At 58.3% G+C, this 22361-nt stretch carries 19 protein-coding genes; 12 read left to right on the top strand and 7 right to left on the bottom strand.

The genetic code is table 11. From position 1 onward, the window contains the following. Window positions 1–193: 193 nt before the first annotated feature. From hemA to SBL51_RS10970, 4 genes are read left to right on the top strand one after another with little or no spacing between them, the layout of a single operon-like run. Window positions 194–1453 carry a glutamyl-tRNA reductase gene (hemA, locus tag SBL51_RS10985; protein ID WP_317930973.1) on the top strand — a complete coding sequence of 420 codons (1260 nt, stop codon included), beginning with the start codon at window positions 194–196 and terminating at the stop codon, window positions 1451–1453. A gap of 12 nt (window positions 1454–1465) precedes the next feature. Continuing rightward, window positions 1466–2548, top strand: a complete 1083-nt coding sequence (gene prfA / locus SBL51_RS10980; protein ID WP_317930972.1) for a peptide chain release factor 1 — start codon at window positions 1466–1468, stop codon at window positions 2546–2548. A 3-nt stretch (window positions 2549–2551) separates the two neighbouring features. Further along, a complete protein-coding gene (prmC, locus tag SBL51_RS10975; protein ID WP_317930971.1) occupies window positions 2552–3424 on the top strand; it encodes a peptide chain release factor N(5)-glutamine methyltransferase in 873 nt (290 codons plus the stop codon). After that, window positions 3414–4145, top strand: a complete 732-nt coding sequence (locus SBL51_RS10970; protein ID WP_317930970.1) for a molybdopterin-synthase adenylyltransferase MoeB — start codon at window positions 3414–3416, stop codon at window positions 4143–4145. The genes prmC and SBL51_RS10970 overlap by 11 nt, the downstream gene beginning before the upstream one ends. A 28-nt stretch (window positions 4146–4173) precedes the next feature. Here SBL51_RS10970 and SBL51_RS10965 read toward each other — a convergent pair whose 3' ends face one another. Continuing rightward, on the bottom strand, window positions 4174–5538 hold the full coding sequence (locus SBL51_RS10965) for an MATE family efflux transporter (RefSeq protein WP_317930969.1): 1365 nt from the start codon (window positions 5536–5538) through the stop codon (window positions 4174–4176). A gap of 168 nt (window positions 5539–5706) precedes the next feature. Between SBL51_RS10965 and SBL51_RS10960 the strand changes: the two genes are divergently transcribed. Both SBL51_RS10960 and rhlB read left to right on the top strand, forming a co-directional pair. Next, on the top strand, window positions 5707–6309 hold the full coding sequence (locus SBL51_RS10960) for a DoxX family protein (RefSeq protein WP_317930968.1): 603 nt from the start codon (window positions 5707–5709) through the stop codon (window positions 6307–6309). A 77-nt stretch (window positions 6310–6386) separates the two neighbouring features. Beyond that, the gene (gene rhlB / locus SBL51_RS10955; protein ID WP_317930967.1) at window positions 6387–7826 is read left to right on the top strand and encodes an ATP-dependent RNA helicase RhlB; all 1440 of its coding nucleotides are present in this window, start codon (window positions 6387–6389) and stop codon (window positions 7824–7826) included. Here rhlB and cysZ read toward each other — a convergent pair. The 5 genes from cysZ to gatC form a co-directional block, all read right to left on the bottom strand. Further along, entirely contained in the window at window positions 7823–8614 is a 792-nt protein-coding gene (gene cysZ / locus SBL51_RS10950) for a sulfate transporter CysZ (RefSeq protein WP_317930966.1), read from the bottom strand. The genes rhlB and cysZ overlap by 4 nt on opposite strands. 69 nt (window positions 8615–8683) lie before the next feature. Then, a complete protein-coding gene (locus tag SBL51_RS10945; protein WP_317930965.1) occupies window positions 8684–8980 on the bottom strand; it encodes a PA4642 family protein in 297 nt (98 codons plus the stop codon). Between the two features lie 26 nt (window positions 8981–9006). Beyond that, window positions 9007–10461, bottom strand: coding sequence for an Asp-tRNA(Asn)/Glu-tRNA(Gln) amidotransferase subunit GatB (gatB, locus tag SBL51_RS10940; RefSeq protein WP_317930964.1), 1455 nt, complete (start codon window positions 10459–10461; stop codon window positions 9007–9009). 13 nt (window positions 10462–10474) lie between these two features. Beyond that, on the bottom strand, window positions 10475–11929 hold the full coding sequence (gene gatA / locus SBL51_RS10935; RefSeq protein WP_317930963.1) for an Asp-tRNA(Asn)/Glu-tRNA(Gln) amidotransferase subunit GatA: 1455 nt from the start codon (window positions 11927–11929) through the stop codon (window positions 10475–10477). 63 nt (window positions 11930–11992) lie between these two features. Continuing rightward, on the bottom strand, window positions 11993–12274 hold the full coding sequence (gene gatC / locus SBL51_RS10930; protein ID WP_317930962.1) for an Asp-tRNA(Asn)/Glu-tRNA(Gln) amidotransferase subunit GatC: 282 nt from the start codon (window positions 12272–12274) through the stop codon (window positions 11993–11995). Between the two features lie 381 nt (window positions 12275–12655). On the opposite strand from gatC, the gene SBL51_RS10925 reads away from it, so the two are divergent. The 6 genes from SBL51_RS10925 (at window position 12656) to SBL51_RS10900 (ending at window position 21689) form a co-directional block, all read left to right on the top strand. Beyond that, on the top strand, window positions 12656–13690 hold the full coding sequence (locus SBL51_RS10925; protein WP_317931157.1) for a rod shape-determining protein: 1035 nt from the start codon (window positions 12656–12658) through the stop codon (window positions 13688–13690). 73 nt (window positions 13691–13763) lie between these two features. Continuing rightward, on the top strand, window positions 13764–14615 hold the full coding sequence (gene mreC / locus SBL51_RS10920) for a rod shape-determining protein MreC (RefSeq protein ID WP_317931156.1): 852 nt from the start codon (window positions 13764–13766) through the stop codon (window positions 14613–14615). Window position 14616: 1 nt separating this feature from the next. Beyond that, the gene (mreD, locus tag SBL51_RS10915; protein ID WP_317930961.1) at window positions 14617–15105 is read left to right on the top strand and encodes a rod shape-determining protein MreD; all 489 of its coding nucleotides are present in this window, start codon (window positions 14617–14619) and stop codon (window positions 15103–15105) included. A 106-nt stretch (window positions 15106–15211) separates the two neighbouring features. Beyond that, window positions 15212–15802 (top strand): Maf family protein, encoded by a 591-nt coding sequence (locus SBL51_RS10910; protein ID WP_317930960.1) that lies wholly within the window; start codon window positions 15212–15214, stop codon window positions 15800–15802. A 34-nt stretch (window positions 15803–15836) separates the two neighbouring features. Beyond that, window positions 15837–17315 carry a ribonuclease G gene (gene rng / locus SBL51_RS10905; RefSeq protein WP_317930959.1) on the top strand — a complete coding sequence of 493 codons (1479 nt, stop codon included), beginning with the start codon at window positions 15837–15839 and terminating at the stop codon, window positions 17313–17315. Between the two features lie 177 nt (window positions 17316–17492). Next, entirely contained in the window at window positions 17493–21689 is a 4197-nt protein-coding gene (locus tag SBL51_RS10900) for a YhdP family protein (protein WP_317930958.1), read from the top strand. Window positions 21690–21758: 69 nt separating this feature from the next. On the opposite strand, the gene yjgA is transcribed toward SBL51_RS10900, so the two are convergent. Next, the gene (gene yjgA, locus SBL51_RS10895) at window positions 21759–22286 is read right to left on the bottom strand and encodes a ribosome biogenesis factor YjgA (RefSeq protein WP_317930957.1); all 528 of its coding nucleotides are present in this window, start codon (window positions 22284–22286) and stop codon (window positions 21759–21761) included. Window positions 22287–22361: the final 75 nt, after the last annotated feature.

The following is a 22361-nucleotide window of genomic DNA, read 5'->3' as shown; positions in this document are numbered from 1 at the left end:
ACTATGAGTGAAAGTCCTCTTTTTACACCTAACCGGGCATATATGCTGGCTGGCGTGTCTCAAAACTGCAAAATGCGTTGATTCGACGGTGCGGATGCACAGCCTAGGCAAGGTTGGGCAGCAAAAGCCTTGTCAGTGCTCACGAAGATACGGAAAATTCACCTTTTGATCGGCAGTTGGCCCCTATAGTTCCATGACCCTTCTCGCGTTAGGCATTAATCACAATACCGCTTCGGTGAGCTTGCGTGAGCAGCTGGCTTTCAGCCCGGAACAGATGGAGTCCGCTCTGCAAGATGCCCAGCGCGCCGGTATTGGTGAAGTGGCCATACTTTCAACCTGCAACCGCACCGAAATTTACGCCCCATCCGCCGTGCAACCCGAACAGATCCTGGAGTGGTTGCATCAATATCGCCAACTATCCACTCCTGAATTGTCCAGTTGCTACTACGCCAAGCAGGGTGATCAGGCGATCAACCACATGATGCGGGTGGCGGCCGGGCTGGACAGCCTGGTGCTGGGCGAGCCACAAATTCTGGGGCAGATGAAAGCCTGTTACGCCCATGCCAAGGAGTCGGGAACCGTCGGTAGCACCCTGCACGATGTCTTTCAGCAGGTGTTTGCCATCGCCAAACGGGTACGCACCGAAACCACCATTGGCCAGAACCCGGTTTCGGTGGCCTACGCCGCCGTGAGCCTGGCTCAACAGATTTTCAGTGACTTAAAACAGGATACCGCGTTGCTCATCGGTGCTGGTGAAACTATCGAACTGGTGGCCAAGCACCTGCAGGAGCAGGGGGTTAAATCGATCATCGTGGCCAACCGTACGCTCTCCCGGGCCGCGGAGCTGGCGGATCAGTTTGCCGGCCAGGCGATATTGCTGGAAGAGATCCCCGATGTGCTGGCACGCACCGATATCGTCATCTCCTCCACGGCCAGCCCATTGCCCATTTTGGGCAAAGGCACGGTGGAGCAAGCCCTGAAGCAGCGCAAGCACAAGCCCATTTTTATGGTTGATATTGCGGTGCCGCGCGATATCGAAGAGCAGGTTGGCGAGCTGGCCGATGTTTACCTCTACACGGTGGACGATCTGCGCGGTGTGATTCAGGAGAATCTGCGCTCCCGGCAGGAGGCCGCCGAGCAGGCCACGGGTATTATTGAAGAGGGTGTGCAGGCCTACCTGCACGGCCTGCGGGTGCAGGATTCGGCCTCCACCATCAAAGCCTATCGCCGCAAGGCAGAGAAGTTGCGCGATCAGGAGCTCGACAAAGCGCTGCACTCTCTTACTACCGGCAGTGATCCGGAGCAGGTGTTGCGCCTGCTGGCACGCAACCTGACCAACAAATTGTTACACGGGCCCACCACCAAAATCCGCCAGGCCAGTGCCGATGGACGGATGGAACTGCTTGGCTGGAGCCAGGAGCTGCTCGACCTGGACGAGCAAGATTTAAACTAACGCGAATCATCTATGAAAGAATCGATATTAATGAAGCTGGAGCTCCTGCAGGAGCGCTATGCGGAAGTTTCCGCCCTGTTGGGTGAGGCGGACGTCATCAGCGACCAGGACAAATTCCGCAGCCTCTCCAAAGAGTACGCCGAGCTGGAACCGGTGGTGAAAACCTTCGGTGACTACCAAGCCGTGGTCGATAACATCGCCACCGCCAAAGAGATGCTGGGCGATGGCGACGCCGATATGCGGGAGATGGCACAGGAGGAGCTGAAAACCGCCGAAGCGGACCTGGAGCCGCTGGAGATGGAGCTGCAAAAACTGCTGTTGCCGAAAGATCCCAACGATGAGAAAAACGTCTTCCTGGAGATTCGCGCCGGTACCGGTGGCGATGAGGCGGCTATCTTTGCCGGCGACCTGTTCCGCATGTACAGCAAATACGCCGAAACCCAGGGCTGGCGGGTGGAGTTGATCAGCGCCAACGAGGGTGAACACGGTGGCTATAAAGAGGTGATTTCGCGGGTGGTGGGCCAGGGGGTCTACTCCAAGCTGAAATTTGAATCCGGCGCCCACCGGGTGCAGCGGGTGCCGGAGACCGAATCCCAGGGTCGGATTCACACCTCGGCCTGTACCGTGGCCATCATGGCTGAGGCCGATGAGCTGGAAGAGATCAATATCAATAAGAATGATCTGCGTGTCGATACCTTCCGCGCCAGCGGCGCCGGTGGTCAGCACGTTAACAAAACCGACTCCGCCATTCGTCTTACCCACCTGCCAACCGGTATTGTGGTGGAGTGTCAGGATGAGCGCTCCCAGCACAAAAACCGTGCCCGGGCCATGTCGCTGTTGGCGGCCAAGCTGAAATCGGAGCAGGAGTCCGCCGCGGCTCAGTCGATTGCCGACGAGCGCCGTAATCTGGTGGGCACGGGTGATCGCTCCGAGCGAATTCGCACCTACAACTACCCTCAAGGCCGGGTTACCGACCACCGCATCAACCTCACCCTCTACCGCCTCTCCGAAATTATGGAGGGCGACCTGGGCGAGGTGGTAGGCGCTCTGGTTAACGAATATCAGGCCGATCAACTGGCGGCCCTGGCAGGCTGATCGATGCTGGCTGCGGGCAGCTCCATCGCCACCTGCCTGCGCTGGGCCGGTACCCAGTTGAGCGAGAGTGACAGCCCCCGACTGGATGCCGAACTGTTGCTGGCCTTTACGCTCGAGCGCGAGCGTACGTATCTCTTCACCTGGCCAGAAAAGCCGCTGGCTGAGGCGGAGCTGCAGCAGTTTGCCAGCCTGGTGGCCGAGCGCCGCCGCGGCGTGCCGGTGGCTTATCTGCTGGGCCGGCAGGGTTTCTGGGATCTCACCCTGACTGTTACCGGTGCCACCTTGATTCCCCGGCCGGAGACGGAGCTGCTGGTTGAGCTGGCCTTGGCCAAGCCGGTGGCCGGCACGCAGGTGCTCGATTTAGGAACCGGCAGCGGCGCCATTGCCCTGGCCCTGGCCAGGCAACGCCCCGACTGGCAGCTGTTGGCGGTGGATAACAGCGCCGAAGCCCTGGCGGTGGCGCGCCACAACGGGCAACGCAATCACATTGGCAATATCACCTTTCTGCAAAGCGACTGGTTTGCCGGGCTGCCGGAGGAGAGCCACTTTGGGATGATCGTCAGCAACCCGCCCTATATCGATGCCACCGACCCCCATCTGCAGCAGGGCGATCTACGTTTCGAGCCGGTTACGGCACTGGTGGCGGCCGAAGCCGGGTTGGCCGATATCCGTCGCATCGCCAGCGACGCCCGGGCGCACCTGGCACCCGGTGGTTGGCTGCTGTTTGAGCACGGCTACAACCAAGAGCAGGCCTGCCAAGAACTGCTCAATGAGCTGGGTTATGCGCAGGTCGCCTGCCATCGTGATCTCAACAACAACCCCCGCGTCAGCGAGGGGCAGTGGCCAGGGGAGGTAGGTGCAAGCCATGCGCGATGATCAACTGCTACGCTACAGCCGTCATATATTACTGCCGCAGCTGGATGTTGAGGGACAGGAGCGGTTGCTGGCGGCCAAGGTGCTGGTGGTCGGTGCCGGTGGCCTGGGCAGCCCGGTGATTCTCTACCTGGCCGCCAGTGGCGTAGGCGAATTGATTGTGGTCGACGACGACGCGGTCGAACTCTCCAATCTACAGCGCCAGATCGCTCATCAAAGTGGCCGCATTGGCGTTAACAAAGCGCTGTCGGCCGGCGAGTCGGCGCGGGCGCTGAACCCGGATGTGGTCTGTCATGCAATTGAAGCGCGGCTAAGTGATGCTCAGGCGGCGCAGTGGATTGCCAAGGTGGATGTGGTGGTCGACTGCACCGATAACCTGGCCAGCCGGCTGCAGATCAATCGGCTCTGTTATCAGCTGGCGGTACCCTTGGTGAGCGCCGCCGCCATTGGCACCGAAGGGCAGCTGCTGGTGGTCGATAGCCGGGCTGGCTCGCCCTGTTACCAATGCCTCTATGATGAAAACACCGAGCTGCAACTGAACTGTGCCGAGAGCGGTGTATTGGCTCCGGTGGTGGGCGTGCTGGGGGCGTTGCAGGCCCTGGAGACCATCAAGGTGCTGAGCCATGCCCACGAAACCGGGGTGCTGCACCTGTGGGACGCTTGGGCTGGCCAATGGCAGCGGCTAAGCTTTGCTCAGCGGCCGGATTGCCCTGTCTGTGGTTAACCCCGAACGATCCTGATCACAAGTCATCTCATGCCGCATGCTGCTGCAGTGCTGCTGTGCTTGCGAATCGACGGCTGATAATGTGTAAGCGGGTGTGTAACAGCACCGCCGCCGTCATCAAGCCGCACACTATCCCCAGCCAGAATCCATAAACCCCCAGTTGCAAGCCGTGGGCCAGCAGCAGGCCGATGGGGAAGCCGCACAGCCAGTAGGCGGTCAGCTGCAGCAACATAGGGATTTTGGTGTCACCAAAACCGCGCAGGCCACCCCAGGAGGAGACCTGCAGGCCATCAAACAGCTGGTAGAGCGCGCAAATCAACAGCAGCTGCGCGGCGATGGCCTGTACCTCCTGATCCGGGCTGTAGCGCTCGGCAATCCAGTGGCGCGCCAAGATTGTGAGCAGGGCGGTCACGGCCGCGATGCAGACCGCCACCTTGGTGCCGGTAAAGGCACTGAACACCGCCCCGACCTCTTGCCCGGCACCGCGCAGCTGGGCCACCCGAATACAGACCGCAACGCTCAACCCCAGCGGGATCATGTAGACAATGGCGCTGAAGTTAAACACCACCTGATGGCTGGCCAGGGCGATGGGGCCAAACGGCGCCAGGGTCAGGGCGATGCTGGAGAAGAAAAAGACCTCGCCACCGGCGCCAATGGCCAGCGGTAGAGAGAGCCCCAGCTGCTTGCGAATACTTTTGGCGTGCGGCATCCAGGCTTTGGTGAAGAGGTGATAGCGGCGGTAGCTGGCCCGGGATTGCAGGTAGAGCGCCAGGGCAATGGCCACCAGCCAGTAGGCCAGTACACTGGCCCAGGCACAGCCAATCGCCCCCAGCTGCGGCAGGCCAAAGTGGCCAAACACCAGGCTGTAGTCAAACAGCGCGTTGAGCAGAAACAGGCCGATGTTGGTGATCATCGCCAGGGTGGTGTCACCCACCGCTTCACAGGCACCCTGCATCACTGCCGTCAGCACAAAGCCAAAACAGCCGAGGGTGAGTATCGTCAGGTAGCGCCAGGCGATTTCGGTCACGGGGCCCGGGGGTTGGAGCGCACGCAGCCACCATTGGCTAGTGGCCAGCAGTAGACAGATGCAGGCCGCGGTGGCAAAGCCAATCCAGGCGGTTTGGTGCACCTGAAAGCCAATACGGGAGAAGCGACCGCCGCCGTGCAACTGGGCAGCGATAGTCACGGTGGCGCCGCACATCCCCAGAATAAACACCGACAGCCCCGACCAGATACTGGCGGCGATGGAGAGTCCCGCCAGGTTTTCGGTGCTCACCAAGCCGGAGAAAATAGTATCGGTGGCAGCCATGCCGATGATTGCCATATGGCTGATGATCAGTGGCAAACCCAGACGGGTAACAATCAATGCTTCTTGTACGGTACTGCGGCTCACGGGAGGTATCGATCAGGAGTGTGGGGGTGGATTGCCTACATCAAAAGCCTGTGGGGCATTCAAGGGTGGCGTGATAAATACGTTATTTCTTGCGCGGAACTGCACTCGTTGAGCTAGAGTCCCAGAACGTCGCTGAATATTAACTGTTATTCCAAGGGAGGGATACCTATGAGCCTGCTGGCACCTGTCAACAACACCTATCGATCGTCTGTAAACCTGTTGGAGCACGCCGGTGGCCTTCCCCTGTTACTGCTGCGCCTCTACCTGGCGCCCATCATGATGCAGGCGGGCTGGAACAAGTTTGCCGCCTTTGATGCCACCGTCAGTTGGTTTGGCGATGGCTTGGGGCTGCCCTTACCCTGGCTGATGGCGCTGCTGGCAGCGGGCACCGAGTTGGTCGGTGGTGCCCTCTTAATTGTGGGGTTGGCCACGCGTCTGGTCTCCATCCCTTTGATGATCACCATGCTGGTGGCTATTTTTACCGTCCATTGGGATAACGGCTGGTTGGCGGTTTCAGATGCCAGCAGCTGGTTGGCGAACGATAGAGTTGTGGAGGCTGTCGAACGCAAGGAGCGGATCAAATCAATTCTGCGGGAGCATGGTAATTACGGTTGGTTGACGGGCCGTGGCCCGGTCACCATCCTCAATAATGGCATCGAATTCGCGGCTACCTACTTCATTATGTTGTTTACGCTGCTCTGCTTTGGCGGTGGTCGTTACCTCAGTTTTGACTACTGGATAGCGCGTTGGGCGGCTCGAAGAGGCAATTAGTCGGCAATTGGCCGCTCAATAACCAATTTGGCTGTGATACAATCCGCCGCGACATTTATCAGCTGCGAGCATTTAATTTGATTGGCCAGAGATATCAGTACTTCCCACTACTGGCGCCGGTAGAAGATGAAACGGCGTCAGGCGAAGCCAGCACCCAACCCGGTGATTCCGAATCTTCCAAACCCTCACGCTCCCGACGCCGTCGTCCAAAACGCGAGTCGACCTGGAGCATTGAGCAGTTTCAGGTAGAGCCGGCGGAGGGCAAAACCCGCTTCCATGATTTGGATCTGCCCGAATCTTTAATGCATGCTATCCACGACCTGGGCTTTGAGTACTGCTCCCCCATTCAGGCGCAGGCACTGCCCTACACCCTGGATGGCCAGGATGTGGTTGGTAAGGCGCAAACTGGTACCGGTAAAACCGCGGCCTTCCTGCTGGGGATTATCGACGACTTCCTCTGCCACCCCTTGGAAGGTGAGCGCTTTGCCGGTGAAGCACGGGCACTGATTCTGGCGCCGACGCGCGAGTTGGTGCTGCAGATTGCCGACGACGCCAAAGCCCTCTGCAAATACAACGATCTGGAAATTCACACCCTGGTGGGTGGCATGGATTACCAGAAGCAACAGAACCGCCTGGCCGATCGTCTGGTGGATATTCTGGTGGCTACCCCGGGCCGGTTGCTCGACTTTGTCGGCAATGGCGACGTTCACCTGGATCAGGTGGAGGTGTTGGTGATCGACGAAGCCGACCGTATGCTGGATATGGGCTTCATTCCCCAGGTGCGTCGGATCGTTAAGGCGACCCCGCAAAAAAGCCATCGCCAAACTCTGCTCTTCTCCGCCACCTTTACCTACGACGTACTCAACCTGGCCGAGCAGTGGACTGATCAACCCATTAAGGTGGAGATCGAACCTGAGTCCGTGGCCACCGATACGGTTACCCAGCACGTCTATCTGGTCTCCAGTGAAGAGAAGTTCACCCTGCTCTACAACCTGCTGCAGCAGGATGATGTTGAGAGCCTGATTGTGTTTGCCAACCGCCGGGATGAGTGTCGACGCCTGCACCAGAAGCTGCTCGATCACGGCTTTAAGGCCGGGCTGCTCAGTGGCGAGATCAATCAGAACAAGCGGGTGAAAACCCTCGATGACTTCAAGAAGGGCGAGTTGAAAGTACTGGTGGCCACCGATGTGGCCGGCCGTGGTATTCACATTGGCGGCATCAGCCACGTGGTGAATTTCACCCTGCCCGAAGAGCCCGAGGACTACGTGCACCGCATCGGTCGCACCGGCCGCGCCGGCAAACTGGGTACCTCCATCAGTTTTGCCTGTGAGGATGACGCCTTCCGCCTGGAGCCCATTAAAAAGCTGTTGGGTGAAGATCTGAAATGCGAGCAGCCACCTGAAGAGCTGTTGGCAACCCTGCCCGAGGTAAAATACACCGCCGTCGCCAGAGCACCCCGTTCGGGCTCAGGTGGTCGGCCACGCCGTGGTGGTAGCGGCGGCGGGCGCCGCCGTTAACGGCGCAAGCGTGCCTTAAACTGTTCCACTTCCGGCTGGTTGGTGAGCTCTTGTAACCAGAAGAGCGTGCCGCCAGCCACCGCTGCCGGGGCTACCAGAATATTGAGCACCGGCACCATCAGCCCCAGCAGTGTCAAGCCGCCAAAACCCCAGGCGCTGTAGCGGCCCTGGCCCATGGCTCGCCGAAACAGACCAAACTTCAAACGGTAGTTGTCCGCCGGGTAGTCGACGTATTGGATCGACATGCTCCAGGCCGCCCACAGTGCCAAAATAACCGGTACAAAGAAGTTGGCGAGCGGTATAAAACCGAGAATAAAGGCGACGATTAAGACCAGTAAGCCGCGGCTAACAAAGTACCAGAGCTTTACCAGTTCGCGGCCCATGGTGCGCACAATCATGGTGGCGATTGATTCCGGTGGCGGTGCCTGGCCGGTGAGGTGTTCCTCTATCTTTTCGGCCAGCAGGCCGTAGAAGGGTGCGGCCAGAATATTGGTAATCAAACTGAAGCTGTAGCCATAAACCACCACGGCCACCAATGCCGCCGCCAGCCAGATTACCACCGCCATGGCTTTAAGCAGGGGTTGCAGCCATTTCCAGTCGGGTAACAGGCCGATAATGGCCTGCACGGCGGGGTTGAAGTAGGCCACCATCAACGCCGTCAGAATTAAAAAGATCAGCACATTAACCACGACCGGAACAATAACGAAGTGGCGGAAACGGGGTTCAAAAACGAGCTTGGTGCCGTCCAGCAGATAGCCGGCACCAGTGATGAGATGGTTGTTGTTCACGCGGGATCCTTGCGATGGCTTCTGCCGATAGGACATCGACCGGGCCGGTAAGGTTTACTCAGCTTCCTTCTATTCGGCCCCTTTTTCGGCCAATAGCTGAGCGTAGTCGACCCCCAATCGATGGCTGCGGATCTGTTGCAACAGATTGCGCCCGTCCGGCCCCGGTGCGTTGAGGTCGCGGCCTTCGGCGAGGAAGAACTCAATAAAGGTGGCAAAGTTGTCGATGTTCATGCCGCGGTAGGCCTTTTCCAACACGTGAAAATCGCCGTTCACCCCTTCTGGTGGCTGGAAGTTCAGGAAGCTTTTTACGCGCGCGTCATCGAATACCTCGCCCAGAACTTTTTGCTTATCTTTTTTTAACGCCATATCTCAAACCTAAAATACGTGGTCAGCTAAAGCAGTTCGTTTAGCTTTTTCAGAAGAATTTCGTTGATTGCCTGTGGGTTGGCCTGGCCTTTGGAAGCTTTCATTATCTGGCCAACAAAATAACCGAGCATTTTCGGGCGTTTGTCCGGATCGGCGTTTTTGTAGTTGTCCACCTGCTTGGGCGAGGCTGCAATCACCTCGTCGGCCATTTTTTCCAGGGCGCCGCTGTCGGAAACCTGCTTCAGCCCTTTGGCTTCAATGACGGCATCGGCACTGTCGCCTTCACCCAACCATAAAGCCTCGAACACCTGCTTGGCGATCTTGCTGGAGATGGTGCCGTCTTTGGTGCGGATAATCACCCCGGCCAGCTGCTCGGCAGTGACCGGGCTGTGGGCGATGGTTTTCTCTTCACTGTTCAGGCGTGCCGACAGCTCACCCATAATCCAGTTGGCCGACTGCTTGGCATCCTCGGTGAGTTTGCACAGGGCTTCAAAGTAGTGGCTGGTGGCCAGGTCGCCGGCCAGAATGCCAGCGTCGTAGTCATTCAGGCCGTAGTCGGCCAGGAAGCGTTCGCGGCGGGCCTCCGGCAGCTCCGGCATGGTGCTGCGCACGGCTTCAACATAGGCTTCGTCGATCACCACCGGCAGCAGGTCGGGGCAGGGGAAGTAGCGGTAGTCGTTTGCCTCCTCCTTGCTGCGCATACTGCGTGCTACCTTGCGGTCGCCGTCGTAGAGGCGCGTCTCCTGAATGACGCGGCCGCCGGATTCGATGACATCGATCTGCCGCTCGACCTCCAGCACAATCGCCTCCTCCATAAATTTGAAGGAGTTGAGGTTTTTGGTTTCGGTGCGGGTACCAAACTCGGCTTCGCCAACCGGGCGCACGGAGATGTTGACGTCGAAGCGCATGGAGCCCTGGCTCATTTCGCCATCGCAAATACCGAGGGAGGTGACCAGACCGTGCAGCTTTTTGGCAAAGGCCACGGCCTCTTCGGGGCTGCGCATATCGGGCTCGGTGACCACCTCAATCAGTGGCGTGCCGGCACGGTTGAGGTCGATGCCGCTCATGCCGTGAAAATCTTCGTGCAGCGACTTGCCGGCATCCTCTTCAATATGAGCGTGGTGAATTCGAACACGCTTTTCGCTGCCGTCGGACAAGCTGATCTCCACCTCGCCAGCGCCGACGATGGGCTTGGCCAGCTGAGTGGTCTGATAGCCCTTGGGCAGGTCCGGGTAGAAGTAGTTTTTGCGCTCGAAGATCGATTCGTGGTTGATCTCGGCATGGATGGCCAGGCCAAACATCACCGCATAGCGGAATGCCTGCTCGTTGGCCACCGGCAATGTGCCGGGCAGGGCGAGATCGACCGCGCAGGCCTGAGTGTTGGGCTCGGCGCCAAAGGCGGTGCTGGCGGCAGAGAACAATTTCGATTTAGTGGCCAGTTGAACGTGCACTTCCAGGCCAATTACGGTTTCCCATTCCATCTGTTAAACCTCCTTAGTCCAGGCCCGGGGCGGTTAGCCGGTGGAAATCGGTAACCTGTTGAAATTGGTGCGCCAGGTTGAGCAGCTTGGCTTCCGCGAAAGCCGGGCCAATTAACTGCAGGCCAACGGGTTTGCTGTCGACCAGGCCACAGGGAATGGACAAGCCGGGCAGGCCAGCCAGGTTGGTGGCGATGGTGTAGATATCTTCCAGGTACATGGCCACCGGGTCGCTGCCCTTGGCACCAAATTTAAAGGCGGGCGAGGTACAGGTTGGCCCCATGATGACATCCACCTCGGCAAAGGCTTCGTCGAAATCTTGTTTGATCAGGCGGCGCACCTGCTGAGCCTTGTTGTAGTAGGCATCGAAGTAGCCGGCCGAGAGGGCATAGGTGCCCACCAGAATACGGCGCTTCACCTCGTCGCCAAAGCCTTCGGCCCGGCTGCGTTTGTAGAGATCCTGCAGATCTTTGGGGTTGTCGCAGCGGTGGCCATAGCGGACACCATCGAAGCGCGACAGGTTGGCAGAACACTCGGCCGGGGCAATCACGTAGTAGGCGGGCACCGCCAGATTGCTGTGGGGCAGGCTGATCTCTTTGATCTTGGCGCCCATCTTTTCGTATTCGTCGATCGCTTCCTGCACCTTGGCGGCAACCTCAACGCTCAGGCCATCGCCAAAGTACTCCTGCGGGACACCGATAGTCGTGCCGGCCACTGGTGTTGCCAGGCTTTGGTTGTAGTCCTCCAGCGGGGCGTCGACACTGGTGCTATCCAGGGGATCAAAGCTGATCAGGGTGTTCATCATCAGCGCGGCGTCGGCGGCGGTGCGGGTGAGCACCCCGGCCTGATCCAGGCTGGAGGCGAAGGCGATCATGCCGTAGCGCGAGGCGCGGCCATAGGTGGGCTTGATGCCGGTTAAACCACAGTGGCTGGCCGGTTGGCGAATGGAACCGCCGGTATCGGTGGCGGTGGCGCCGGCGGTCAACAGGGCGGCCACAGCAGCGGCAGAACCACCGGAGGAGCCGCCCGGCACACAGCGATGATCCCAGGGATTTTTCACCGGGCCGTAGTAGCTGGTCTCGTTGGAGGAGCCCATGGCGAACTCATCCATGTTGAGCTTGCCCAAGACCACAACGCCCGCCTGCTTGTAGTTCTTCACAATGGTGGCGTCGTAGGGCGATATGAAATTCTCCAGCATGCGCGAACCACAGGTGGTGCGAATACCCTCGGTACAGAAGATATCTTTGTGGGCGATGGGAATGCCACACAGCGGGCCGGCACTACCGGCGGCCAGGGCGGCATCGGCGGCTTCGGCCTGGGCCAGGGCTGCTTCCGGGGTAACAGTAATAAAGCTGTTGAGTTCGCCATCCAGGCGCTGAATGCGATCCAGATAGTTCTGGGTCAGCTCGACACTGGAGAATTGCTTCTCCCGCAAGCCCTGGGCGAGTTCCGTGATTGATAAGTGGTGCATGTAGATGGGTGCCTGTGACGTATATTTCGCAATGCTGCTGTCGTAGGGGGAGTTGTCTGCGCTTTAATCGATAACTTTGGGTACCAGGTACAAGCCTGCTTCGGCTTCCGGCGCCAGTTTTTGGAAGGCCTCGCGGTTATTGGGCTCGGTGACCTGGTCGGCGCGCAGGCGCTGGACGGTATCCAATGGGTGCGCCATGGGTGTTACACCACGGGTATCGACGGCCTGGAGTTGGTCGACCAGAGCGAGTACGTCGCTGATACGCGCGGTCACTTCGCTGATGTGGCTGTCGTCGATCTCGATTTTGGCCAACTCAGCCAACTTATGTATTTCGGAAGGATCCAAGAGTGTCTCCGTTGTGTTTGCCAAGCGCAGTGGCGGTTAGCAATCGGCGGTTGTAATAAACAAGGGGCGCCATTTTACCGCCCAAGTGAGGACAATGACAGGCCTTTGATTGTGCACCAGCCGGTGGCCAATGTGCGCATGCGTTCTCGCCTGCGCAAGCTGTGAAGCTGTGCCGGGGTAGAGCCGCATTTGTGCCTTGCTCAAAGCGGCCCCCGTTGATAGAGTGCACGCACTCTGCCCATGGCCAATTTTTCCATATTAAACAGCATGATCGGGGGATTTAACTGCTGTTTTCCGCGAAAAACGACTATAAGTAAATACAGCGTTTTCATTTATCTATTTTTTGCAAGCATTTGATCAAGGTATAAGAATTTTATGTTACTGCCCAAGCGTCTGCGTGGCATGTTTTCCAACGACCTTTCTATCGACCTGGGAACCGCCAATACTCTTATTTATGTTAGGGATCGGGGTATTGTCCTCAACGAACCGTCTGTGGTCGCTATTCGAACGCATAACGGCCACAAAATTGTTGAAGCCGTGGGCATTGAAGCAAAACGCATGTTGGGCCGCACCCCGGGCAACATCACCGCCATCCGTCCCTTGAAAGATGGCGTCATCGCCGATTTCCAGGTGACTGAAAAGATGCTTCAGCACTTTATAAAAAAGGTACATGAAAGCAGTTGGTTTCAGCCCAGCCCACGCGTGCTCATCTGCGTGCCCTGTCTCTCCACCGAGGTTGAAAAGCGGGCAATTCGCGAATCTGCCCTGGGTGCTGGCGCGCGTGAAGTTCGCTTGATTGAAGAGCCCATGGCGGCAGCCATTGGTGCCGGCCTGCGGGTCGAAGAGGCGAGTGGTTCCATGGTGGTGGATATCGGTGGTGGTACCACTGAGATTGCCATAATTTCACTCAACGGTGTGGTCTACTCCGATTCGGTACGCATTGGTGGCGACCGCTTCGATGAGGCTATCGTCAACTATGTGCGCCGCAACTACGGCAGTGTGATTGGCGATGCCACGGCCGAGCGTATCAAGCAGGAGGTGGGCTGTGCCTACGCCAGCAGTGAGGTGCGCGAGATCGATGTCCGTGGCCGCAATCTGGCGGAAGGGGTGCCGCGCAGCTTTACCCTCAACAGCGATGAAATTTTGGAAGCCCTGCAGGAGCCTCTGGCGGGTATTGTACAGTCGGTGAAGAGCGCTCTGGAGCAATCGCCACCGGAGCTGGCGTCGGATATCGCGGAGAGTGGTATCGTCTTGACCGGCGGTGGTGCCCTGTTGCGCGATATCGACCGTCTGCTGAGTGAAGAGACCGGCCTGCCGGTGATTGTGGCGGAAGATCCCTTGACCTGTGTGGCTCGTGGTGGTGGCCGCGCGATGGAGTTTATGGATACCCACCGTATTGATCTGCTTTCCAGTTAATTGCCAACTGCTCCGCTGGCCCTGGCTGGCAGGGCTAATAAGAGAGATATGAAAGTAACCCGGGTGCTTAGTTATTAAACCGCTGTTTTCGAAAGGCAGTTCCAGCCTTTCCCGCCTCACGCTATGGATTCTGCTGGCCACAATAACGCTGGTGCTGATCGACGTCTTTACGCCCTGGCTTGCTCCGCTGAAAGCCAGGCTCAGCACCACCGCCATTCCCTTCTATTGGATTACCAATATCCCCAACCGCATCAGCGAGTGGGGCCAGGATAACCTGGTTACCCGTGAGCAACTGATCGAAGAGAACGAGTCTCTGCGTCAGCAGTTGCTGATTCTGCAGGGCCGTTTGCAGGGGATGGCGTCAATTACCACGGAAAACGTCCGCCTGCGGGAGCTGATGAACTCCGCTGAATTGGTCGCCGAGCAGGTATTGGTGGCGGAGCTGATTGGTGTCTCCTCCGATCCGCTGGTGCACAAGGTAATTGTGAATAAAGGCTTGGTTAATAACGTCTATGTTGGCCAGCCATTGCTGGATGCCTACGGTTTAATGGGCCAGGTGGTGGCGGTAGGGCCTTACTCCGCCGAGGTGATGCTGATCACCGACTCCACCCACGCGCTGCCGGTGGAGATCAATCGCAACGGTATTCGGGCCGTGGCCGAGGGTACTGGTAATTTGGAAGAGCTGATGTTGCGCCACGTCTCCAACACATTGGATGTGGTGGAAGGTGACCTGATTGTCAGTTCCGGATTGGGCGGCCGCTTTCCGCGTGGCTACCCGGTGGGTACGGTCAAGCGGGTGATCCATAACCCCGGTAAACCTTTCGCTGATGTGATTGTCCGGCCTCAGGCTCAGCTCAACCGCAGCCGCCACGTTTTGTTGGTGTTCCGCGGCGAAGCTATCACGCCCACCAGCGCCGAGCCCTGACATGCAGGCGGCCCCGTCGCACAATCGCTGGCTGATCGCACTCACCTTTCTGTTGGGGCTGGTGCTCAGTGTGGTGCCTATGCCACAGGATATGAGCTGGCTCAGGCCGCAGGTGGTGGTGGTAATCTTTATCTATTGGTGTTTGGTGTTGCCGCATCTGGTGGGGGTTATCTCCGCCTGGTTGGTTGGCATTGCCCTGGATGTGGTCACCCACTCGGTACTTGGCCAGCACGCCCTGGCGCTGGTGGTGGTGGCCTACATCTGCCTGCTCTCCTATCAGCGCATTCGCAGTTATCTTTTTTGGCAGCAGTCCATGTGGGTGTTCATCATGGTCGGGATTCACCAGCTATTTGTGAACTGGGTGCATAGCCTGGGTGGCCATTCCGCGCCGCCCAGCCGTTTTCTGTTGCCCGCGCTCTCCAGTGCTCTGCTCTGGCCCCTGGTCTACACCCTATTGGAACGGTTGCGCATTAAATACCGCATCAGTTAGTTTCTACAGTTGGCATTGTCTATCCGTTTGGTCTGCACGGCTGCCCAGGAGTCAGGCAGCCCAAGCAGCTCTTAACCAAAGCAACCACCAGCAGAAGGGAATTTTTGTGCCAGCCTATGATCTGATTCTGGCTTCGCAGTCACCACGACGGCGGGAGATATTGCAGCAGATTGGCGTTCGCTTCTGTGTGCAGAGCGCGGATATCGAGGAGCGACACGAAGCCCATGAAGCAGCAGCGCAATACGCCCAGCGCCTGGCGGAGGAGAAAGCCCTTACCGTTGCCCGATTACGCGGGGATGGCATACCAGTGCTGGGTGCCGATACTATTGGGGTTTGTGCCGGTCATATCCTCGAAAAGCCGGTTGATGAGTCGCACGCACGGGCGATGCTACAGCAGATGTCCGCGACCACCCACCAGGTGATCAGTGCGCTGGCGATAACCAATGGTGAACAGCTGGCTTCGGCGGTCTGCACCACGCAGGTGAAGTTTCGGGCACTAACCGATGCCGAAATCGCCCGCTACTGGCAGACCGGCGAACCGCAAGATAAATCGGGTGGCTATGCCATTCAGGGGTTTGGCGCAGTCTTTGTGGAGAGTATTACCGGCAGCTACAGCAATGTGGTTGGCCTGCCCATAGAGTCCCTGGTACCGCTGTTGCAACAGTTTGCCATCCCCTTCTGGCAAACGCCGACCTAGGAACGAAACTGCTGGGAATGCAGAAGTAACTACCATGAGTGAAGAGCTACTGATTAACTTCGCCCCCACAGAAACCCGCGTTGCGCTGGTTGAGAACGGGGTGTTGCAAGAGGTTTACATCGAACGCACCCAGAGCAAGGGGTTCGTTGGCTTTATCTTTAAAGGTAAGGTGGTGCGGGTACTGCCCGGCATGCAGGCGGCGTTTGTCGATATCGGCCTCGGTCGCGCCGGTTTTATTCACGCGGCGGATATTGCCCCGCTGGATGAAAACGGCATGGAGGCGCGCACCAGTGAAGTCCCCGATATCCGCGACATCGTGCACGAGGGCAAAACCCTGATTGTGCAGGTGATCAAGGATGCCATCGGTACCAAAGGCGCGCGGCTTACCACCCATCTCTCGGTGTCAGGCCGCTACCTGGTCTACATGCCCCAAACTCAACATATCGGTATCTCCACCCGCATTGATGAGGAGTGCGAGCGCGATCGGCTGCGTACCCTGGTGCAGAAGGCGGTCGATGAGCTGCCGGTGAAGCCCGATGGCGGCTTTATCGTGCGCACGGTGGCGGAGGGGGCCAGTGAAGAGGATCTGGTTGCCGATATCCCCTTTCTACAGAAACTCTGGGCCGACCTGGCCGTGCGCATTAAAGAGGCCCCGGTGCCGAGTGTCATCTACGAAGATCTGCCGCTCTTTATGCGCACCCTGCGCGACCTGGTCAAGCCGCACATTGAGAAGGTGCGGGTCGACTCGCGTGAGGTCTATGGGCGTATGACCCAGTTTGCCAACCAGTATGCGCCGGAGATCGCCAAGCGCATCGAACACTACCCCGGTGAACGGCCGCTATTCGATCTCTATGGTGTCGAGGATGAAATTCAAAAGGCGCTGAATACCAAAGTGCCGCTCAAATCCGGTGGTTATCTGATTATCGAAACCACCGAGGCGATGACCACGGTAGACGTCAATACCGGCGGTTTTGTCGGTCATCGCAACCTGGAAGAGACCATCTACAAAACCAATCTGGAGGCCGCCAGCGCCATTGCCCGCCAGCTGCGCCTGCGCAATATCGGCGGCATCATTGTGGTCGATTTCATCGACATGAAAGAGTCCGAGAACCAGCGCCAGGTGCTGCGGGCGCTGGAGAAGGCGATGGAGAAAGATCACGCCAAAACCAGCATTACCGGCGTCTCTGAGCTGGGCTTGGTGGAGATGACCCGCAAGCGCACCCGCGAGTCGCTGGGCCAGATTATGTGTGAACCCTGCCCGGTCTGCCTGGGTAGGGGTAGTTTGAAATCGGCGGAGACCATCTGCTTTGAGATTTTTCGTGAGATCTTGCGTGAGGCGCGCACCTACGACACCAGCAAAATTCTGGTGCTGGCTTCACAGTTGGTGGTCGATCGACTGCTGGATGAAGAGTCTGCCAATGTCGCCGACCTCGAGGCTTTTATCGGTCGTGAAATACAATTTCAGGTGGAAGCCATCTACAATCAAGAACAATACGACATTATTCCCATCTAACCCGGAAGTGGCGTTAGCAACGCTTACTAACATGCAGGGAGGCATGCACGTAACCTTGAAATCCAGCGGGATAGCAGAAACTCAACGGTTGCGTCGTCTTTGTACTATAAATTGCCAAACGGAGTACCCGGGTTCCCCGTCTGAGTGGCAGGTTGCGGCCGCTGCTCACCAAGCATTATGAAAAAGTTTTTAGCCAAGTCTGCCCACTATTTTTGGATCTGCTTTGCCGTATTACTGGTGTTGGCGGCTGTTCTGGTGCAGTTGGCGCGCGAATTGTCCCCCCTGTTAAACAACAACAAAGATGCCATTGCCGAGCAACTGGCCGGCATGCTGCACAGCCAGGTCCGTCTGGGTCATCTGGAGGCGGAGTGGGAGGGACTATCGCCCAGTATTCGGATATTGGATTTAGGGCTCTACCCAGCCGATGCCGATCTGGAACTGAACCAGGCGAGCCTCTCCGTGGGCCGGGCCTCTCTACGCTTGAATCTGATGCGTTCTGTGTTCCAGGCGCGCTTGGTGATCGAGTCGGTAACCCTGTCCGACACCCATGCCCGGCTGCAGCAGGATAAAAACGGCGATTGGCACCTGTTCGGTATCGCCAATACCGCCCAGGGTGGCGGTTCCGCTATCGACGACCCGATGGACATCTTCCTGCTGGCCGATCAGGTTCAGGCGGATGATATCTCCCTCGTCCTGGAAAACTACTTTGGCAACCGGGTTAATTTTGCCATCACCACGGCTCAGTTTGAGAACGGCAACCTCTTCCATAGGCTGCGCGCCAATCTCACTTTGGAAGGTGAGCCTATCGCGAATCTGGTAGTGGAGGCCAAAGGCGACCCCCGCTCCAAGGGCGAGCGCGACATGCGCGCTTACCTCTCCCTGCGGGACCTGCCCGTCAAACGAATTCAAGATCTGTTGATCTCCAGCGGTTGGAATATTCGTGGTGATGAGCTGCAGAGCAGCCGCTTAAACCTGCAGGCCTGGCTGGAGCACGATCGCCTGGGCCACTATCAATTAACCGGAGAGGTAGCCCTGGGGCTGGTGGAGACCAACCTGAAAGACAGTATTGCGTTACCGAGCCGGGTCACCGGCCAGTTTCATGGCGATGTCAATTTTGCCCAGCCGGGGTTGGCGCTGTCGATGCAGGTTAACGACCTCGCCATCGCATGGCCCGAGCTGCAGCTCTCGCCCATGAACCTGCAGTTGGACTACGGCTCAGCCGGCTGGCAGGTGCTGGTGAACCGGTTGGATTTGCATGAGTTTACCGAAGCGGTGGCGGCCTCTGGCTACGAGAATCACCTGCTTAATTCGGCGCTCGAGAGTCTCAATGCCCAAGGCACAATGAACAATATTCTGTTTCAGCTGCCAGCCGATGCCCCGGCTGATTTCAATCTGCAGGCCAATCTGGCCGATGTGAATGTTGATGAGTGGCGCGGCACGCCGGCGTTGAGTGGCGTCACCGGTTTTCTCTCCACCGGCGCGATGGATGGCTACGTTAAGCTGGAGTCAGAGCAGCCCTTCAGCGCCTTTTTCAAAGAGGCTTACGATCACTCGTTAAACTTTGACAGCGTGGCTGGGGCGGTGCGCTGGCAACTGCGGCCGGAGCAGAACGCGATTTACGTCAATTCGGGTCTGCTGCGCCTAACGGAGGGCGACAGCGACGCCAGGGCGCAATTCCGCCTCTACGTGCCGTGGAAGAAAGGTACTGCTCCCATGGACATGACTCTGGCGGTGGGGCTCACCAATGGTAATGCCGAAGACCGCTTTACCTATGTGCCCAAGGTGCTGAGTGAAGAGCTGCGCGACTGGCTGGCAACCAGCATTTTGTCGGGTCAGTCATCCGAGGGCGGATTCCTCTTTCGCGGCCGCTTTGGTGGTGAGTCTGTGGAATCGGTCACCCAGCTGAAACTGGCGGTAACCGAGGGTGCAGTACGCTACCACCCGGATTGGCCTGAGGTGAGCGATGTCACCGGTACAGTGGTGGTCAACAATGGCGAGGCCCGGGTGGCGGTGGAGCGCGGCCATTTCTGGAACACACAGGTATCCGCCACCCAGTTATCCGTGCAGAGCCACAATCACGAGTTGGTGCTAAAACTGGATGGCCGAGCCGAGGGGCCTGGTGAAGATGGCCTGCGTCTGCTGCGGGAAACACCTCTGCATGAGGTGCTTGGCACCGCCTTTGACGACTGGCAATTGACCAGTAAATTTCGCGGTAGCATAGCCCTGACGGTGCCGCTTAGTGGCGAGAGCCAGCAGCAGGGCTATCAGCACGTGCAGGTGCAGCTGAAGCCGGGCAGTTTAACTATGGCTGGGCTTGGTCTCACCTTCTCCTCCCTGAGCGGCGCCATCAGCTATGACTCCCGTGACGGGTTAAGCAGCCGCGGGCTGGCCGCCAAATTGTGGGACGAGCCGGTGCAGGTGGCCATCAAAAGTTTCCCTGTCAACGCAGAGCCCGCTAAAGAGGGGGCCACTGGCCACCACGATATTGAGGTTGGTTTTCAAGGGCAGGTGGCGGTGGCCGGTTTACAGAGCTGGTTAGCGCGGCCGGAGCTCTCCTTCCTGAGTGGCAAAACTGCGGTCACCGGTGCGCTGACCATTCCCGATCGCAGTCGCAATCCCGATCTACCCAACGCCACCCTGGCTCTGCAAGCTGATCTGGTGGGGGTAGATATCAACCTGCCTGGAGAGTGGGCCAAGGCGGCTGAAGTGCCCGCAGCCTTGGCGGTCTCAGTGCCCATCTATGGTGATGCCTACCAGGTCGATCTGAACCTGGATTCAGCGATAACGGCGCAGATCAACCTGCAGGAGAGTGGTGTTACCTCGGTGGCGGTGGGGCTGCATACTGCGCCACAGGTTATCGACCGGCAAGTCAACATCGCCGGCACCACCCAACAGGCTGATGTGGAGGCGTGGCTTGAGGTTATTGATCGCTACCAGGCTTATGCCGAGTTGTTGAGTGGGGAGGATTCTGTTAGTGGCGAAGGCGACCAGATGCCGGTGACGCTGAGCGTCAATATAGAACAGGCCGAGTGGCACGGTATTACCGCCGATGAACTGTTGCTGCAGGCCGAGCAGAAGCGCGATCACTGGTTGCTGAACCTCGATAGCGGCACCGTTACCGGTCAGTTGCAGATTCCCGTCGCCGAGGAGGAGCCTCTGATTGTCAATCTCAGTAGCCTGCATCTGCCGGCGTTCGACGAGCCGGAAGCCGAGGAGTCCACAGAAACTAGCGGAGTTGCCGAACAACCCGCCACTGCAGAGGTTGCGGACACCGGGGGGGTAGCAGAAGCGAATGCAGATCCCGCCGAGAGTGACGATCTGCTGGCCGATGTCGATTTTAGCCAGCTGCCGGCCATGGATGTCACTCTGGATGGGCTCTATTTTGGCAACGAGGACTACGGTAATTGGCGTTTCCGACTGCGCCACCAGGGCGATGGCATTGTTCTGGATCAGATTGAAGGCTTTGTGCGGGGGGTGTCGGTAACCGGCACTGGCGAGAAAGGTGCCGAACCCGGAGCCAAACTGTTGTGGCAGCGCACAGATACTGGCGATAGCTCCCACTTCAGTGGGCGCCTGGTGGCCAGCGACCTGCGTGAGGTGCTATATCTCTGGCAGAAACCGGAGCTATTGGAGACCTCCAAGGCGGTATTTACCAGCCAGCTGAGTTGGTCCGGGTCGCCGGCTGCTATCGACTATATGCACCTACAGGGCGATATCGATGTCGATATCGCGCACGGGCGCTTTATCCAGGGGGTAGAGGGTGGTGGCGATGCGCTACTGCGCCTGGTAGCGCTGTTTAATTTTGACTCCTGGGCCCGTCGCCTGCGCCTGGGTATGTCGGATCTGGTGGATAGCGGTTTGAGCTTCGACAGCATAGACGGCACTTTGCAATTTAATAACACAGAGCTGTTGTTGTCGGACCCGCTTGTCGTAAAGGCGCCCTCCAGTACTCTGCGCTATGCCGGCGTGATCGACTTGGCTAACGAACAACTCGACACCAAGCTGGTGGCGACCCTGCCGGTGGGCGGTAACCTGACGTTGATTGCTGCCCTCGCGGGCGGCCTACCGGCGGCGGCGGGGGTGTGGGCGGCCAGTAAGCTCTTTAAAGACCAGGTGAATCGGGTGGCCAGTGTCAGCTACAGCATTACCGGCAGTTGGGCAGAGCCCGATGTGGAGTTTGTGCGTCTGTTCGATAACAACACCAAACAGGCCAATAAGAAGAAGGGGGAGGGTGAGCAGCCTGAACCCGGCACTACGGTGGAAGAGGCACCCGCTGAAAGTTTACCGGTGGAGGTGCCGGGACCGCTGCCAAGCGGGCCGGAACCACCAGCCATTCAGCCGGAACCGGAAGCAGCGGTCTCCGCGGCGCAGTGACCATTGCCGAGCGGTTTTGCTGTGGCCAGTTGGCTGCTTGTTGGCAGGCCTATTGAGTGGTAAACGCGGTTATTGATCGTGCTGTTGAATGGTATCCCGCAACCACTGAAACAGCTTGCGCGCGGCCATAACCTGCTGCTTGCTGGGCTCCTCCGACTTAGCTTTAGACGCTTGGCAATTTCTGACCAGCTGCCGTAACTGTTGGCGATCGGCTGCGGGGTAGTTCGCCATAAACTGCTCGGCTTGCGAGCCATCGGCGATCAACTGGTCGCGCCAGTGCTCACAGAGGTGGTGCAGCTGGTGGCTGCCTTGGCTTTGCTCCTGTAGTGCCTCCCAGGCGGCCAACAGGGCATCGCTGTCCCCTTGCCGAATCAGTTTGCCAATAAACTGGATGTGCCGTTTGCGGGCACTGTTCGCTTTCATCTTTTGTGCTTCGCCAACGGCCGTGCGCAGAGCGTCGTCCAGCGGCAGCTTAGCCAGCTGCTGGTTGGAGAGCCGGGTCAGCTGCTCCCCTAAATCCTGCAGTGCCAACGACTCTTTCTTGCGCTGGGTCTTGCTGGGTGGCAGATCAAAATCTTCGTCAAAACTGTCGTTCATGGTCAGTGGGTCTTGTTTGTTGCGGCTGCTGGGTGATGACGCAGGTTTACACTCCTGGTCACTCAACGGTACTGG

The sequence above is a fragment of the Halioxenophilus sp. WMMB6 genome (assembly GCF_033283405.1).
Classification (GTDB): domain Bacteria; phylum Pseudomonadota; class Gammaproteobacteria; order Pseudomonadales; family Cellvibrionaceae; genus Halioxenophilus.
The sequence above is the reverse complement of the archived record's forward strand: the minus strand, read 5'-3'. Positions and strand labels throughout refer to the sequence as shown.